14 protein-coding genes are annotated in these 16,313 nt (G+C 72.8%); 3 read left to right on the top strand and 11 right to left on the bottom strand.

The features are described 5' to 3' along the window. Both AC51EU_RS16840 and AC51EU_RS16835 read right to left on the bottom strand, forming a co-directional pair. Positions 1-686, bottom strand: a 686-nt coding sequence (locus AC51EU_RS16840) for a transglycosylase family protein (RefSeq protein ID WP_496267768.1), incomplete at its 3' end; no start/stop codon positions are given. A 234-nt stretch (positions 687-920) separates the two neighbouring features. After that, positions 921-2,213, bottom strand: coding sequence for a cytochrome P450 family protein (locus tag AC51EU_RS16835; protein ID WP_496267767.1), 1,293 nt, complete (start codon positions 2,211-2,213; stop codon positions 921-923). Positions 2,214-2,519: 306 nt separating this feature from the next. Here AC51EU_RS16835 and AC51EU_RS16830 point away from each other — a divergent pair, with 306 nt between their 5' ends. After that, the gene (locus tag AC51EU_RS16830) at positions 2,520-3,110 is read left to right on the top strand and encodes an O-methyltransferase (protein WP_496267766.1); all 591 of its coding nucleotides are present in this window, start codon (positions 2,520-2,522) and stop codon (positions 3,108-3,110) included. Positions 3,111-3,175: 65 nt separating this feature from the next. Here AC51EU_RS16830 and AC51EU_RS16825 read toward each other — a convergent pair whose 3' ends face one another. The 3 genes from AC51EU_RS16825 to AC51EU_RS16815 all read right to left on the bottom strand — a co-directional run bounded on the left by AC51EU_RS16825 (position 3,176) and on the right by AC51EU_RS16815 (position 5,881). Beyond that, entirely contained in the window at positions 3,176-4,159 is a 984-nt protein-coding gene (locus AC51EU_RS16825) for a nucleoside triphosphate pyrophosphohydrolase (RefSeq protein WP_496267765.1), read from the bottom strand. A 55-nt stretch (positions 4,160-4,214) separates the two neighbouring features. Then, the gene (locus AC51EU_RS16820) at positions 4,215-4,856 is read right to left on the bottom strand and encodes a SurA N-terminal domain-containing protein (protein WP_496267764.1); all 642 of its coding nucleotides are present in this window, start codon (positions 4,854-4,856) and stop codon (positions 4,215-4,217) included. 272 nt (positions 4,857-5,128) lie between these two features. Next, a complete protein-coding gene (locus tag AC51EU_RS16815) occupies positions 5,129-5,881 on the bottom strand; it encodes an HNH endonuclease family protein (protein ID WP_496267763.1) in 753 nt (250 codons plus the stop codon). A gap of 106 nt (positions 5,882-5,987) precedes the next feature. Between AC51EU_RS16815 and AC51EU_RS16810 the strand changes: the two genes are divergently transcribed. Further along, positions 5,988-7,499, top strand: a complete 1,512-nt coding sequence (locus tag AC51EU_RS16810) for a DUF2079 domain-containing protein (protein WP_496267761.1) — start codon at positions 5,988-5,990, stop codon at positions 7,497-7,499. A gap of 55 nt (positions 7,500-7,554) precedes the next feature. Next, positions 7,555-8,112 (top strand): chloramphenicol phosphotransferase CPT family protein, encoded by a 558-nt coding sequence (locus AC51EU_RS16805; RefSeq protein WP_496267760.1) that lies wholly within the window; start codon positions 7,555-7,557, stop codon positions 8,110-8,112. A gap of 61 nt (positions 8,113-8,173) precedes the next feature. On the opposite strand, the gene AC51EU_RS16800 is transcribed toward AC51EU_RS16805, so the two are convergent. From AC51EU_RS16800 to mfd, 6 genes are all read right to left on the bottom strand, one after another. Further along, on the bottom strand, positions 8,174-8,704 hold the full coding sequence (locus AC51EU_RS16800) for a hypothetical protein (protein ID WP_496267759.1): 531 nt from the start codon (positions 8,702-8,704) through the stop codon (positions 8,174-8,176). 306 nt (positions 8,705-9,010) lie between these two features. Beyond that, complete coding sequence (locus tag AC51EU_RS16795) at positions 9,011-9,235, bottom strand: helix-turn-helix domain-containing protein (RefSeq protein ID WP_496267758.1); 225 nt, start codon at positions 9,233-9,235, stop codon at positions 9,011-9,013. Further along, the gene (locus AC51EU_RS16790) at positions 9,235-9,855 is read right to left on the bottom strand and encodes a DUF2975 domain-containing protein (protein WP_496267757.1); all 621 of its coding nucleotides are present in this window, start codon (positions 9,853-9,855) and stop codon (positions 9,235-9,237) included. Before AC51EU_RS16790 ends, AC51EU_RS16795 begins: the two co-directional genes overlap by 1 nt. Positions 9,856-9,994: 139 nt before the next feature. Next, entirely contained in the window at positions 9,995-11,083 is a 1,089-nt protein-coding gene (locus tag AC51EU_RS16785) for a selina-4(15),7(11)-diene synthase (RefSeq protein ID WP_496267755.1), read from the bottom strand. 314 nt (positions 11,084-11,397) lie between these two features. Then, on the bottom strand, positions 11,398-12,819 hold the full coding sequence (locus tag AC51EU_RS16780) for a cytochrome P450 (RefSeq protein WP_496267754.1): 1,422 nt from the start codon (positions 12,817-12,819) through the stop codon (positions 11,398-11,400). 128 nt (positions 12,820-12,947) lie between these two features. Further along, positions 12,948-16,313: transcription-repair coupling factor (mfd, locus tag AC51EU_RS16775; RefSeq protein WP_496267752.1), on the bottom strand; the 3,366-nt coding region annotated here is incomplete at its 5' end.

The raw sequence follows: 16,313 nt of genomic DNA, 5'->3' as shown, positions 1-16,313 counted from the left end.
TCACCGGAAGGCGCGCGGGAGGGGGCGTCCGACGGGGGGCCCGCCGGGGCGTCCGAACGTCCGTGCGCCGGATCGTGCGCCGGGGCATCGGAGGGAGGGGCGGACGGGCCGGCGGAGGGGCTGCCGGAAGGGTCGGCGGTGGGCCGGTCCGCGTCCGCGTCCGTCCCCGTGCCCTCACCCTTGCCCTTGCCCCCCTCGTCCTCGCCGGAGGGCCCCGGGGGCGTCGCCTTCCCCGTGGAGGGCGCGGACGTACGGGACGGTTCCGGTTCCGGGGTGCTGGTGCCGCCGGGGTCGACATCGGGGGTGCGGCCGTCGCGGGTCAGTCCGGCCTTCGCGGCGCAGCCCGCCCAGGCGTCCGGGCCCCGGTCGGCGAGGACCGCCTCGGCGATGGCGATCTGCTGGGCGCGGCTGGCCTGGTCCGGGGTCGGCGCGTACTCCAGTCCGCCGTACCGCTTCCACATGTCCTGGGTCAGCTGGAGCCCGCCGTAGAAACCGTTGCCGGGGGCGCTGCTCCAGACGCCGCCGCTCTCGCACTGGGCGACACGGTCCCAGGTGGCGGCGTCGGCGGCCTGGGCGCCGCCCGCCGCGAACAGCGGCAGGGCGAGTCCGGCGCCGGTCACTCCCGCCGTGACGACGAGGGCCGGTGCTTGACGGGGGCGACGGTGTCTGCCGTTCCCGGAGCGCATGCGGTTGCCTTTCGAGCGGCGGTTGAGTTGTCCTGCGCGACCCGCCGCCCGGCCGAGGGATCGGCGGACGGCGCGGCCGCCGGGGCGGCCGTGGTCGGGTCGAAAGGTAGCCGGGGCCCCGGGCGATCACAAGCCGGTGTAGCGGAGATCACGTGCAGGTCACGCGGCCGACGCTCCGTCAGCATCCGTTCCGGATGCGCCGTTCCGTCGTGCTCGCGGCGGTATGACGGCCGCTCAGCGCGCCTCCGGGGTGAAGGCCACCGGCAGGGAGCGCAGTCCGCGCATGATGAGCCCGCCGCGCCAGCGCAGATCGGCCGGGTCCGCCGCGAGCCGGAGGTCCGGGAGGCGGGTGAGCAGGGTGGCGAGGGCGGTCTGTCCTTCGAGCCGGGCGAGGGGGGCGCCCAGGCAGTAGTGGATGCCGTGGCCGTAGCCGAGGTGCTGGTTGTCGCGGCGGCCGAGGTCGAGGACGTCGGGGTCGGTGAAGCGTTCCGGGTCGCGGTCGGCGGCGGCGAGGACGACGAGGACGGGCTCGCCCTCGGATATCCGCTGCCCGCCCAGCGTCAGCTCCTGGGTCGCGAAGCGCCAGGTCGCCAGCTCGACCGGCCCGTCGTAGCGCAGCAGCTCCTCGATGCCGGTGGTGAGCAGGTCGTGATCGCCGGCCGCCAGGGACTTCTGGAGCAGTTCGCGCTGCGCGGGGTGGCGGAGCAGGGCGTGGACGCCGTTGCCTATGAGGTTGACGGTGGTCTCGAACCCGGCGAAGAGGAGGATGAACGCCATCGCGGCCACCTCGTTCTCGGTCAGGTGCTCGCCGTGGTCGGAGGCGCGGATCAGGGCGGATATCAGGTCCTCGCCGGGGACGGCCTCCGCTCCCAGGGCCGCGCGCTTGCGGTGGATCAGCTCGGCGAGGTAGCCGCGTATCTTCTTCACCGCCTTGGCGACGCCGCCGCGCGGACCGCCGCTGTGGCGGATCATGACGCCCGCCCACTCCCGGAAGTCGTCCTGGTCCTCGGGCGGAACGCCGAGCAGGTCGCAGATCGCGTAGATGGGGAGAGGGAACGCGAACTCGTGCAGCAGATCGGCCTCACCACGCGCCGCGAACCCGTCGATGAGACCGTCGGTCAGCTCCTGGACACGCGGGGCGAACGCCGCGACCCGGCGCGGCGTGAACGCCTTGGAGACGAGACGCCGCAGCCGGGTGTGGTCCGGCGGGTCGATGTTGAGCAGGTGCGTCATGAGGTTGGCGCTGCGCTCACCCGGGATGCCGACCTTGCCCTTGCCGTGCGCCGCCTCACTGTGGTGCACCGGATTCTTCGAGAGCCGCGCGTCCGCGAGCGCCTGCCGCGCGTCCCCGTACCGCGTCACCAGCCACGCCTCGACCCCACTGGGCAGCCGGGTCCGGTGCACCGGCGCGTTCTCCCGCAGCCAGGCGTAGGCGGGATACGGATCGGTGGCGAACTCCCAGGTGAAGAGTTCGGGCGCGGCGGGGCAGGCGCGGGGCGTGTCAGGGAGGTCGGGCGTTTCGGTCACCCTTCGACGGTATCCGGCGGGCGGGGGGACCTCGGGGTGGTGGGGCTCCGTACAAGGGGCTTCCTCCTTATATAAGGAGTGCCTTGATGAAGGGGGACGCCCTTGCGACAGCGGGGCGTCCCTGTAGAAGAGGACGCGGTCCGTCACCCGTCGCATGCGAAACGGTACGAACAGAAACCGACCGCACGCGATCACTCCCCTCCTCCGCCGGTCCGAGCCCCCCCGGCGTACCGTGACGCCAACCGTCGCCCGCGCCCCGCCCGCCCCGTGTGGCCGGAGCCGTCGCGGGCCCGAGAGGAGTCAGTCGTGAGGGACGAGAAGCTGGCCGCCTTCCTGGATGGCCTCCACCAGCGGGGACGCGAGCACGACGCCCCGCACGCGGACCGGCTGCTGCGGCTGCGCAACATGACCCCGGCGGCGGCCGGTTTCATCGGCCTGCTGATACGGGCGCAGCGCAGCGGCGAGGTGCTGGAGATCGGCACCTCCAACGGGTACTCGGCGGTCTGGTTCGCCGACGCGGTACGCGCCACCGGCGGCAGGCTGACCGGCGTCGAGGTGGACGAGGCGCGCGCCGAGGCGGCGCGGCGCAACCTTGCGGAAGCCGGCGTCGCCGACCACGCCCGTGTCCTGCACGCCGACGGCGCCGAGGTGCTGGCCGCCACCCCGGACGCCTCCGTCGACCTCGTCGTCCTCGACGCCGAACGCCCCGCCTACCCGGACTACCTCCCTCACCTGCGCCGCGTCCTGACCCCGCACGGGATCATCGCCGTGGACAACGCCGTCAGCCACGGCGACCAGGTCCGGCCCTTCCGCGACCTGCTGGAGGCGGACGACACCTTCGCGGTGCACCTGGAGGAGGTCGGCGACGGGGTACTCGTCGCGGTGCGCGAGGGGTGAGGGGCGGCGGCTCCTGACGGAAGCGGTCCCGGTGGGGCGCACCGTGGGCGAGGGGGCGCCCCGCCTCAGTCCCCGGCCGTCCCGCTCTCCGCCGCCACGATCGCGTCGCGGTAGGTACGGGCCGCCGCGCGGAGGGCGGCCTCCGGGTCGGTGCCCTCGGACTCGGCGCGGGCGGCCAGGGCCAGGAGTTCGTAGCCGATGCCCTGGCCCTGCGGGAGGGGGACGTCGAGGCCGGCGGTGCGGGTGCGGGAGGCGAGCTTGGCGGCGAGGGCGAGGCCGGGCTGGGCCAGCGGGACGCCCTCGGTCACCGAGGTGCGCTGCTTCTCCTCGGCCTTCTTGCGCAACCAGTGCGTCTTGACGTCCTCCGGGGTCTCGGCGCTGTCCTCGCCGAAGACGTGCGGGTGGCGGTGGATGAGCTTGTCGACGATCCCGGCGGCGACATCGTCCACGGAGAACGGCGCGTCGGGATCGTCCTCGGCGATCCGGGCGTGGAAGACGACCTGGAGCAGGACATCGCCCAGCTCCTCCCGCAGCGCGGTCCGGTCGCCCTCCTCGATCGCCTCGACCAGCTCGTACGCCTCCTCCAGCCCGTACTTCGCGAGGTCCTCGTGGGTGCGGATGCCGCTCCACGGGCAGGCGACGCGGATACGGTCCATGACCTGGACGAGATCCAGCAGCCGCGCCCCCGGCAGGTCGTACGAGCCGGGCAGCAGCTCCAGGTCCGGCATCGCCTCCCGCCCGGAACCGGCCATCCGCGCCAGCCCGTCGGTCAGCGCGCTCTCCCCCTCGGCGGAGGTGAGGACGACGACCGTACGGTCACCGTCCACGCAGAGCCCGACGAGCTCGCGCGCGTCGGGCACGCCCTCCTCGACGGTGACGCCCGCCTCCCGCAGATACGGGAGCTGCGGGTGCCCGGCGTCGGCGCACAGGACGCGGTCGGCGGCGCGCAGCGTCCGCCACGCCTCCCAGGACAGCAGGCCGGGCGCGACCCGGTGACTCGTGGTGAGCAGGACCAGGCGTCCGGTGGCGGGTGCGTCGTCGGCGTTCACACCACCGAACGTAACGCACCGGGCGGGGGCGGCGACGGGCGGGACGGGGCGTGGCTCACGCCTGCTGCTGGTTTTCGGGGGTCGGCTTGAGCCAGGGGGTCTTGGTCTGGGCGAGCATGACCTCGTTGTTGTTCCAGGTGCCGAAGCGTGGGTTGATGTTGATGCCCATGTGGCGGGAGGTCTTGGAGAGTTCGCGGGCGAGGGCGAACTGGCCCTCGGGGGTGGCGCGGTCGGCGTGGAGGTGGCGGGCGATGCCGTCCATGAGGAGTTGGTTGCGGATCTGGGCGTCGATGCGGTCGGGGGCGACGCCCTGGTCGAGCCACATGGCCTTGAGGCGTTCGGCGCCGTGGGTGCGCTGTTCCGCGGTGGCCCGGAGTTTCTGCACGTCGGCCGGGGTGACGGTGACGCCGTCGGCCTTGGCGGTGCGTTCCAGGACGCGGTCGAAGATCATGCCGTTGAGGGTGGCCAGGCTCAACCGGCCGCTGCCGGAGATCAGTTGCGCGCCCTGCGGGGAGCGGCGCTGCGCGTCGCGGACGTCGCTCACTCTGGCCTGCACCTGGGCGACGGTGATCCGCTGGCCGTCGACGACGGCCGCCGCGCCCGGATGCGGGGTGGTCCCGCACGCGGTGAGCAGGGGCGTCCCGGCGAGCAGGGCTGCTGCGGCGGATACGGAGAGCGCTGTCCTACGGCGGAACACGGGGCCTCCCGGCGAAGATCGTGAACGAGGCGGCGCGGCGCACGGGCGCCGTGCGGAACGGTGGTCGGGCGACTCCCCCGACGGTTGCCGGGAGAGGTGGCTCATCGATCTGGCGTTGATCGATGGTAGGGAGTCACCGTGATCCGGGCCACTGGTTGGACAACGATCACCGGACGATTTCAGGTGCGGGACGGGGGCGCGGCCGGCGGGCGGGGCCGCCCCCGCGCCGCGCCGCACCACGCCCCGTCACGCCCCCGCGCGCCGTTCCCGTGTCAATTCGCGGTGAAGCGGGACGGGGCCTCGGTCGGGTTGCCGCCGGTCGGGAGCTTTTCCTTGGGGCAGGTGTTGAGGACGCCGGTCATCGCCTTCTTCTCCGCCGGGGAGACCGCCAGCTCGTACTTCTTCTTCACGGCGACCTGGCGGGCGACGTAGGTGCAGCGGTAGGCGGTGTTGGCGGGCAGCCAGGTCGAGGCGTCGCCGTCGCCCTTCTGACGGTTCGCCGAGGAGTCGACGGCGATGAGGTTGAGCGGGTCGTTGGCCAGGGCGATGCGCTTGCTCGCCGACCAGGCGGCGGCGCCCTTCTTCCAGGCGTCCGAGAGGGCCACGACATGGTCGATGTCCACCTTGCTGCGGCCGCGCTCGTAGCGGATCGTCTGCCCGGTGTACGGGTCGTCGGGCAGGGTGCCGGAGACCACGGCGCACTTGCCGCGCAGACGGGTGTCCTGAAGGTCGCGCTTGAGGATGTCGTCGCGGGTGCCGCAGCCGTTGCCGTCGGTGTCGGCCCACGGGGTGCCGAAGTGGGAGCGGACGTATCCGGACTTGCCGGCGGTCCTCTTGACGGTCAGGGAGTTCACGGCGGCCAGGGCCGCGCCCTGCGTGGCGGTCTGCCCGTCCTTGGCGTCGGAGCCCTTGCCGTCCTTGCCGGGCGTGCAGCCGGTGAGGGCGAGCAGGGCGGCGAGGCCGGTGGCACCGGCGGCGAGACCGGTGCGGAGCGGCCGGGCGGTGCGGCGTGTCGTGGTTATCAAGTCGGGTATCCCATCCGGATCCGGGGTCACAGTGAGCGGGCGCGTACCGGAGGGAACCGGCGCGCGCCTTCGAGTATCTTTTCGGAAGTTGAGAGTGAGGACGTCCATGGACACGGCCGCAGCAACGGCGGCGGGCAGCAGCAACGGTTCCGTGCCCGGCGGTGCGGCCCCGGCCGGGCCCGCGATTCCTCCGTCCCGCCGTCCGGGACCGCCTGCCCCGGACGCGGGTGCGGTACACCGGCTGCGGGAGACCGCCGCCCGGTTGCGGGCGCCGCGTCTGGACCCGTACTGGATCGCCGCGTTGCTGTGCGTCTGTTACGCGGTCATCTCCATAAGCCGCTACCGGGCGCTGGGCACCTCCTCCTGGGACCTGGGCATCTTCGAGCAGGCGGTACGGGGCTACGCGCATCTCGGCGCGCCGGTCGTCGACCTCAAGGGGCCGGGGACCAATGTCCTCGGGGACCACTTCAGTCCCGTACTGATCCTGCTGGCGCCGTTCTACCGGCTCTTTCCCACGCCGGTGACGCTGCTGACGGCGCAGGCCCTGCTGTTCGCGCTGTCGGCGGTGCCGGTGACCCGGGCCGCCGCCCGGCATCTCGGCCGGGGCCGGGGCCTGGCGATCGGTGTCGCGTACGGGCTGTCGTGGGGGCTCCAGCGGGCCGTCGACTTCGACTTCCACGAGATCGCGTTCGCGGTGCCGCTGCTGGCGTTCGCCCTGGAAGCGGTGGTGAACCGGCGGTGGACCGCCGCGGTGTGCTGGGCGGCGCCGCTGGTCCTGGTCAAGGAGGACCTGGGGGTCACGGCCGCCGCGATCGGGGTGGTGGTGCTGGTCCGGGCGCGCCGGTTCGTCCCGTCGGCGGTGGCACTGGTCGCGTTCGGCCTCACCGCCACCGCCGTCACCCTCGGCATCGTCATCCCCGCCTTCAACGGGACCGGGTCGTACGACTACTGGAGCAAGCTCGGCGGCGAGGGCGGTGAGGCGCCCGTCGTGCCGTTGGGGACGGCGGTGCGGACGTTGCTGTGGGTGCTGCTGCCCACCACCGGTCTGCTGGCGCTGCGTTCCCCGGTGCTGCTGGCCGCGCTGCCGACGCTCGGCTGGCGTTTCGTCTCGCACGAGTCGCACTACTGGGGCACGGACTGGCACTACAACGCCGTACTGATGCCCGTCGTCGTCCTGGCGCTGGTGGACGTCCTGCCGCGCGCCGGCGCGTCCGCGCGCCCCTGGCTCCGGGCGTACGCGCGGCACGCGCCGGCCGCCGTGCTCGCCGCGGCCCTCGCGCTGACGACCTCACTGCCTCTCTCGCGCCTGACCGAACCCGCCACGTACCAGGTGCCGCCGGGCGTCGCCGCCGCCGAGGCGCTGCTGGCGCGCATCCCGGACGACGCGACCGTCGAGGCCGACATCAAGCCGATCAGCCGTCTCACGGGCCGCGCCCGGGTCTTCTGGATCGGTGACACCCGGGGCATCTCACCGCAGTACGTCGCGGTGCAACTGCGGCCCGGCACCGCGCCGGAGCAGGCCGCGGCCGAGGCCGCGCAGCGCCACCCCGGCTCCTCGTTCGTCCCGCTCGGCACCGCCGCGGATCTCGTCGTACTGCACCGGACGTCGGCCCGCTGACCCAGCGTCGTCGTAGGGCGGGCCGGGCTGTGACGGCAGGCCCTACCGTGACGCCATGACCATCGAACCGACGGCCGTGGCACGCACCGAGGTGATCGTGCTCAACGGCGGATCGAGCTCCGGGACCTCGTCCCTGGCCCGCGCGGTGCAGGACGTGCTGCCCCGGCCCTGGCTCACCTTCGGCGTGGACTCGCTGATCGAGGCGATGCCGCCCAGCCTGATGGACCGCGCCGACGGACTGGTGCTGGCGCCGGACGGCACGGTCACCACGGGGCCCGTCTTCCGCGCCGTGCAGCGGGACTGGCGGCGGGGCATCGCGGCGATCGCCCGCGCGGGGACCGGCGTCATCCTCGACGAGGTGTTCCTCGGCGGGCGCGCCGAACAGGAGCAGTGGGAGGAGTTGCTGGACGGTCTGGAGGTGCTGTGGGTGGGGGTGCGGTGTGCCCCGGAGACCGCCGCCGCGCGGGAACGCGCCCGCGGCGACCGGGTGCCGGGCATGGCCGTCTCCCAGGCACACCGCGTCCACCGGGGCGTCCGCTACGACATCGAGGTGGACACCGGCACGGAGGGTCCCGAGGGGTGTGCCCGCCGGGTCGCGGCCCGGGTGCGTTGACGGGGGCGCTGCCGCGGGGACGGGCGGTGCGTCACTGACGGCGGGCGTCGGGCCCGGGCGGCTACTGCCAGTGCGGGCGGCCGCTCTGCATCGCGCAGTGGAGCGTGGCGCCGTGCGCGTCCTGGGTGGTGAGGCCGAGGTGGATCTTCTTGCAGAACTGTCCGCGCTGGTAGTGGTTGCCGGACGGGGCGAGGATGACGTTCCCCTGGGCGGCGGAGCCGGAGGTGCCGCCCGAGGTGCCGCCGGTCCCGCTCGTCGTGGGCCGGCTGTGGCTCGTGGGGTGCGGCTGCGGTGCCGGGGCGGACGGGCGGGGCGGGGGCGGTGCCACCGCCTTGGCGGGTGCTTCGGCCGGGGTGGAAGCGGGCGGTGTCGGCGACGGGGTCCGGGAGGGGGACGCGGACGGGGTGGCCGACGGGGAATCCGTGGGGGACGCGGACGGTGACGGGCTGACGGAGGCGGAGGCGGACGCCGTGGCGCTCGGCGTCGGACGGTCGCCGCCCCCAGTGCCGTCCGGCCCGCATCCGGTGAGGGCGGCCAGCGCGGCGGCCGTCAGCGCGACGGTGGACAGGGCGGTACGGCATGCGCGTATCACGGCAGGACATCCTGAGCGGGAGAAAAGGTACCGGGTGGACGATCACCACCCCGGCCCGACCTTAAGCGGACATCTCCCCCGGGTCAGCGGCCGAAAGTCCTGAACCGGACATGCCAGCGGGCCGGTTTTCGCCCGGTGGGCCGCCGTCCGAGAGCCGCCGCGAGGCGAGGGCCGAACGGGCCGCCTTCCGTACGGCCTTGGGTGCACCCGGCACGGCAGAGCACACAGGAGAGGCGCCGCCGCGGCCACCGTCGGCAGCCGGCTCCGGCTCTCGTGCGGAACACCGGCCACGTCCGCCCGCCGGGTTCAGTCCTCGCGGATGCCGAGCAGGTCGCCGGGCCGGCAGTGCAGTTCGCGGCAGATCGCGGTGAGGGTGGAGAAGCGGATCGCCTTCGCCCGGTCGTTCTTCAGGACGGAGAGGTTGGCCACCGTCACCCCGACCCTGGCCGCCAGATGGGACAGGGTCATGCCGCGCTCGGCCAGCAGCCGGTCCAGGTGGACCTGGATCCGGTGCTCCTCCTCCGGCGGCATCAGACCAGCCCCTCCGTGTCGGCACGCAGTTTCGTGCCGCGCCGGAAGACCTCGCCCAGGGCGAGGATGAGGAAGGCGAGCAGGACGTACTCGCCGGTGAAGGTGGCCGAGAAGGGGATCCGGTCGGCCATGGGGGTGCCGCCCACCAGCGCCTGCGTGGTGACCGCGGGCAGCACCGGGGACAGGACGGCCTGCGCCAGCACCACGAGCCCTATGACCCTCAGGCGTCCGGCGTTCTTCGGCACGAAGACGTCGCCGGTGCGCAGGGTCCCGGCCATCCGGAGGAGGAGGGCCAGGATGACGAGCAGGAGCAGGCTGCCGGTGATCTGCGGCAGGGCGAGCAACAGGCGCTGCCCCAGGTCGGGGTCGGCGAGGACGAGGTCGGCCTGGTGGGTGCCGGTGAGGGTCATGCCGTGCCCCGGCGCCTGCCCGGTCACGGCGCCGGGCACCCGGGCCGCGACCTCGGTCCGGACCTCGCGGGTGTCCACCGGATCGACGAGGCCGGCCACCCCGAGGACCGGGAGCAGTACCCCGAACACGGCGGCCAGCACGGCCGCCAGACCCAGAGCCGCTTCCAGCAGCCGGTTGTCGGTCCGGCTCCACCGGAACGTCGTCCCCATGTCTCTCCCCGTCGGTCGGAGCGCAGCGGCTCGCATATCGATGATCGATACTATCGATAATCGATATGCGAGCCGTCAAGTCCGGCAGACGCCGGGGAGCACCCGGAGCCGGTCCGTGAGGCGGCGGCCCGTCACTCCTTCACGCCGATGCCGCCGACGGGACCGTGGGGACGGCGGCTCCGGGCAGGTTCCACCAGTCGGAGACGGCCGGGATGTCCACCGGCTCGTCGCTGGCGTCCTCGGGGGTGTCGCTGAACACCGTCGGCAGGCCCGCGGGGTCGTCCGGGGTGGTGTAGCGCAGGGAGGTGATGCCCCAGTCCTGCGCGCCGCGGATGTACGAGCCGAGGGTGCGCAGGTACTGGCGCAGGCCCTCGCTCGCGTTCTCGGCGAGCTGCCCGCTCAGGCGCAGGAAGAGGGACAGCACCCGGTCGCGCTGGGATATCGCGCAGGTCAGGGCCTGTTCGGGGGTGAGCCCCCGCTCGTGCTGGAGGACGCGCAGCGCGTTGAGGTAGTAGCCGTCGTCGGCGCGGCTCTCCTTGTGGTACGAGAAGATGTCGTTGTCCCAGACGATGACGAACGAGGCCATGTCGGCGAGCGCGGTGACGAGCGCGTCGTCCCGCTCCCCCGGCGCCAGCTCGTAGTCGTAGCCGATCTCCAGCAGCGGGAACACCACGGTGGTCGCGCCGTTGTAGAGGCGCATCAGGGTGTAGTCGTTGAGGCTGGGGACGGTGCCCTCGACGCGGTGGTGGGCCTCCCAGCAGACGCTGAAGACGTACTCGCGCAGGGCGTGTATCCAGCGGGCCACCTGGGCGGGCGTGCCGAAGCGGACCATGCGGGCCTGGAGGTCGCGCAGCCCGCGGGCGAGGGCGTCGTCGGTGAGCATCGGGGCGTCGGGGGCCTGGGCGACGCGCAGCAGGCGGTGCATCGCGGCGATCAGGGCGCCGGGCTGCCGGCCGAGTTCGCCCTCCTCGCAGTAGCCGTCGTCGACGGCGAACAGCCACAGGACGAAGTCGGAGAGGAGTTCCACGACCTCCTCGCGGCCCTCGGGGAGGATGCGGGAGGCGAAGGTGCCGATGCTGTGGGTGACCAGCCGGGCGCGCAGCTCCTCGGAGCCCATCTCCAACTCGTGGGCCCACCGGGTGGTGTGCTCCTCGACGGCCCGGTGCCGCGGGTGCACCGCGGGCGGGATCGGCGTGAATAGGGGAGGAACGGCGAGCTGGGTCCCCACTCCTGATCACCTCTCAGTCGTCGTCCGGCACTCCCGGCCGCGCCTGGTGCCGACGGCCGTCACGAGTGCCACGGGCACTCTTGAGTGATCAACTAGGGCGCATAGTACGCACGAGTGTTCGCCCGTCCAAGGGTCTGTTCGCCCGTTGTTCGAACCCATTGCCGCCGTACCGGAGGTGACGGCGGCTCGCTTTTCAGGGCACTTCCGGGACGTATCCGTACAGTTCCACCTGCTCTTTTGCGCAGACAGCGGAACCGGGGGAAACGTCCCGGTGACGGTTGCGGAACCCTACTGATCGTTATGTTTACGCAAACCTAATGACCGTTACGGAACAGGGAGCGCCACCAGGAGGCACTACTGCCCTCGGGGGCCGACGGCGCGCCGGAAGCGGCCACGGGCTCCGCGGAGCGCGCCGGCGCGGCGGGGGCGGCGGTGCGGGCGCGGACCGCGGCGAAGCCGCCCGTCCCGGAGCCGCCGGAGCGCAGTGGCTGGAACTGCACGGGCAGGCTGACGATACGGCGCGAGAAGCCCTCGTTGCGCCACACCGGCTCCGTCCCCTCCACCAGGCGCAGGTCCTTGAGGGTGCCGAGCAGCAGATCGACGCTGGTCTCCGCGATGGCCCGGCCGAAGTCGGCGCCGGGGCACTCGTGCGGCCCGCCGCTGAAGGCGAGGTGCGCGCGGTTGCCGTGCACCGGAACGGAGAGGTCGGGCCGGATCTCCGGGTCGATGTTGGCGGCGGCCACACCGAGCAGCAGCATGTCGCCGGCCTTGATGCGCCGGCCGCCGAGTTCGGTGTCGACGGTGGCCCAGCGACCGGGGATGACGGGCAGCGGGGCCTTGTCCCACAGCACCTGCTCCACCGCGTCGGGCAGGGTCATCTGACCGCCCGACAGGTGACCGCGGAAGCGGCGGTCGGTGAGGACGACGGAGAGGACGTTGCCGATGAGGTTGCTGGTGGTCTCGTTGGCGGCGACCAGCACCAGCCGCAGATGCTCGATGATCTCCGAGTGGGTCAGCGCGGACTCGTGGTCGATGAGCGCCGAGGCGAAGTCATGGGCGTGCCCGCCCCGCTTGTTCGCCACCAGGCGTTCCAGCGTGGTCCTGATGAACTCGTTGCTCGCGGTGGCGGTCTCCGTACCCTTCATCAGGTCCACGACCGCGTCGACGAGTTGCGGACCGTTCTCCTCGGGCATTCCCAGCAGCCTGGTCATCACCAGCATCGGCAGCCGCTCGGCGAAGTCGGTGACCAGGTCGGCCCGGCCGCTCGCGCCGAAACCGTCCATCAGCTGCTGGGTGTAGCGGGTGACGTAACGGCGGATGCCGCGGCGGTCGAGCGTGCCCAGGCTGTCGACGACGGCGGCGCGCAGCCGGCGGTGCGGCTCGCCGTCGAAGAAGACGCACACCGGGGCGGGCTCCACCAGGGGCCGCAGCGGGGAGTCCTCCGCGACCTTCCCCTCCCGGAACATCGACCAGATGCGGGAGTCGCGGACGAAGCGGTGCGGGCTGTTCATCACCTCGCGGTTCTCGGTGTACCCGAGCACCAGCCAGGCCGGCAGCCCGCCCGGCAGCAGGACCGGGGCGACCTGGCCGTGCTCCGCGCGCAGCCGGGTGTACAGCTCGGACGGCAACTCGTCCGTCTCGTCGAAGAGGTGGTGGGCCCCGGCCCCGGCGTGGTGCGCGGGGCAGCCGGGCGGCGGGACGAGGGCGGTGTCGTCGGGGTGCGGGGAGGCGTTCACGGTCTCTCCGTTGGGTCGTGGGACGGTGCTGCGGCGGGCCGGTGGCACCGCCGATGTGCAGGTCATCCTGCCAACAGAGCCGGAACCGGGGGACGGCGGAGGCGCGCTCCGCCGTCCCGGACCGCTCGTCAGCCCAGAATAGTCGTCAGGAACTCCCCCACCCACGCGAGCAGTTCACGGCCGACGAGCGGCTTGCCGCCGATGCGGGCCGTGGTGGGCCGGGGCACCAGGACCTGGCGGGTGGCCGGCTTGAGGACCGTGCGCGGATGCAGCCGCTTGAGGCGCAACTCCTGGGATTCGCGCAGCTCGACGGGGCCGAAGCGGATGTTGGAGCCCTGGAGGGTGATGTCCTCCACCCCGCAGGAACGGGCCAGCATCCGCAGCCCCGCGACCAGCAGAAGGTTCTCCACCGGCTCGGGCAGCTTGCCGTAACGGTCGGTCAGCTCCTCGCGGACGGCGGCGATGTCCTCCTCGGTGGAGGCGGACGCGATGGCGCGGTACGCCTGAAGGCGCAGCCGCTCGCCGGGCGCGTAGTCGTGCGGGACGTGCGCGTCGACCGGCAGCTCGATCTTCACCTCCAGCGGGGGCTCCTCCTCCGGGCCGCCCTCCAGCGACGCCCGGTAGTCCGCGACGGCCTCGCCGACCATCCGTACGTACAGGTCGAAGCCGACGCCCGCGATATGGCCGGACTGCTCGCCGCCGAGGAGGTTGCCCGCGCCGCGGATCTCCAGGTCCTTCATGGCGACGTACATGCCGGCGCCCATCTCGGTGTGCTGGGCGATGGTCGCGAGACGCTCGTGGGCGGTCTCGGTCAGCGGCTTCTCCGGCGGGTAGAGGAAGTAGGCGTAGCCGCGCTCGCGGCCCCGGCCCACCCGGCCGCGGAGCTGGTGGAGCTGGGAGAGACCGAAGTTGTCGCCGCGCTCGACGATGAGGGTGTTGGCGTTGGAGATGTCGATACCGGACTCCACGATCGTGGTGGAGACCAGCACATCGAACTTCTTCTCCCAGAAGTCGACGACGACCTGCTCCAGCTGGGATTCACCCATCTGCCCGTGCGCCGTCTGGACCCGCGCCTCCGGGACGATCTCCCGCAGCCGGGCCGCGGCCTTGTCGATGGACTCGACACGGTTGTGGATGTAGAAGACCTGGCCCTCGCGGAGCAGCTCCCGGCGGATGGCCGCGCCGATCTGCTTCTGCTCGTACGGGCCGACGAAGGTGAGGACCGGGTGCCGCTCCTCGGGCGGGGTGGTGATCGTCGACATCTCGCGGATGCCGGTGACCGCCATCTCCAGCGTCCGGGGGATCGGGGTGGCCGACATCGTCAGCACGTCGACATTGGCGCGCAGCTTCTTCAGCTGCTCCTTGTGCTCGACGCCGAACCGCTGCTCCTCGTCGACGATGACCAGGCCCAGGTCCTTGAACCTGGTCTCGGACGAGAAGAGGCGGTGGGTGCCGATGACGATGTCGACGGAGCCGTCCCGCAGCCCCTCCAGCGTCGCCTTGGCCTCGGTGTCGGTCTGGAAGCGGGACAGCGACCGGACCTTGACCGGGAACTGGCCGTAGCGCTCGGTGAACGTTCCGTAGTGCTGCTGGACGAGCAGGGTCGTGGGGACGAGGACGGCGACCTGCTTGCCGTCCTGGACGGCCTTGAAGGCGGCGCGGACCGCGATCTCGGTCTTGCCGTAGCCGACGTCGCCGCAGATCAGCCGGTCCATCGGGACCGACTTCTCCATGTCCTCCTTGACCTCGGCGATCGTGGTGAGCTGGTCGGGCGTCTCCGCGTACGGGAAGGCGTCCTCCAGCTCGCGCTGCCAGGGGGTGTCCGCGCCGAAGGCGTGACCGGGGGCGGCCATCCGAGCCGAGTACAGCTTGATCAGGTCGGCGGCGATCTCCTTGACGGCCTTCTTGGCCCGCGCCTTCGTCTTGGTCCAGTCGGCGCCGCCGAGGCGGTGCAGCGTCGGGGCCTCCCCGCCGACGTACTTGGTGACCTGCTCCAGCTGGTCGGTGGGGATGTAGAGGCGGTCGCCGGGCTGGCCGCGCTTGGCGGGCGCGTACTCGACGAGCAGGTACTCGCGGGTGGCGCCCTGGACCGTGCGCTGCACCATCTCGATGTAGCGGCCCACACCGTGCTGCTCGTGGACGATGTAGTCGCCCGCCTCCAGGGTGAGCGGGTCGATGGTCTTGCGGCGCCGGGCCGGCATCCGGGCGGCGTCCTTGCCGGCCGCCTTCTGGCCCGACAGGTCCGTCTCGGTCAGGACGGCGAGACGCAGGCCGGGCGCGACGAAACCGTTGTCGATGGAGCCGCAGGCGACATGGACGAGGTTCGGGGAGAGCGCGGTGAGGTCCGCGTCGAGGCGGGCGGCGACGCCCTCGCCGCCGAGCACCTCGACCGTACGGGCGGCCGGGCCGTGGCCCTCGGTGACGTAGACGGTGCGCCAGCCGTCGGCCAGCCACTGCCGGGTGTCGGCCAGGGCGCGCCGGGTGTCGCCGCGGTAGGTCTCGGGGGCGCGCAGGCCCAGCGTGAGGGTGTCGCCGTCGCCCTCGTCGTCCTCGGGGGTGGCGGCGAAGGGGGACACCGACCACCACATCATCCCCAGCTCGCGCGCCCGGTCACGGACGTCCGCGATGCCCCACAGCGACGCCGCGCCGACATCGATCGGGGCATCCCCCCCGCCCGCGCTCGCGGCCCAGGACGCCTGGAGGAACTCCTGGCTGGTGGCGACCAGGTCGGCGGCCCGGGTACGTACCCGTTCCGGGTCGCACACCACGGCCATGCTGCCGGCGGGCATCACGTCCAGCAGCAGTTCCATGTCGTCGACGAGGACCGGGGCCAGGGACTCCATGCCCTCGACGGCGATGCCCTCGGCGATCTTGCCGAGGAGTTCGCCCAGCTCGGGGTGGTCCTCGGCGAGGCGGGCGGCGCGCTCGCGCACCTCGTCCGTCAGCAGCAGCTCCCGGCACGGCGGCGCCCACAGGCCGTGCTCGGCGATCTCCAGGGACCGCTGGTCGGCGACCTTGAAGTAGCGGATCTCCTCGACGTCGTCGCCCCAGAACTCCACCCGCAGGGGGTGCTCCTCCGTCGGCGGGAAGACGTCCAGGATGCCGCCGCGTACGGCGAACTCGCCGCGCTTCTCGACCAGTTCGACGCGGGCGTAGGCGGCCGCGGCCAGCGCGTCGACGACCTCCTCCAGGTCGGCGTTCTGCCCCGTGCGCAGGCTGACCGGCACCAGATCGCCCAGGCCCTTGACCTGCGGTTGGAGCACGGAGCGGATCGGCGCGACCACGACCGAGACAGGGCCGGCCGCCGGGTCGTCGGCGCTGGGGTGGGCGAGGCGGCGCAATACGGCGAGGCGGCGGCCGACGGTGTCGGAGCGCGGCGAGAGCCGCTCGTGCGGCAGGGTCTCCCAGGAGGGGAACTCCACGACGGAGTGCTCCTGGCCGGCCGGGACCAGGGTGCGCAGGGCGGCGGCGAGGTCCTCGGCCTCGCGGCCGGT

Source organism: Candidatus Streptomyces philanthi (assembly GCF_059553635.1).
Note: the sequence above shows the minus strand (reverse complement) of the source record. Positions and strands in the feature narration are given on the sequence as shown.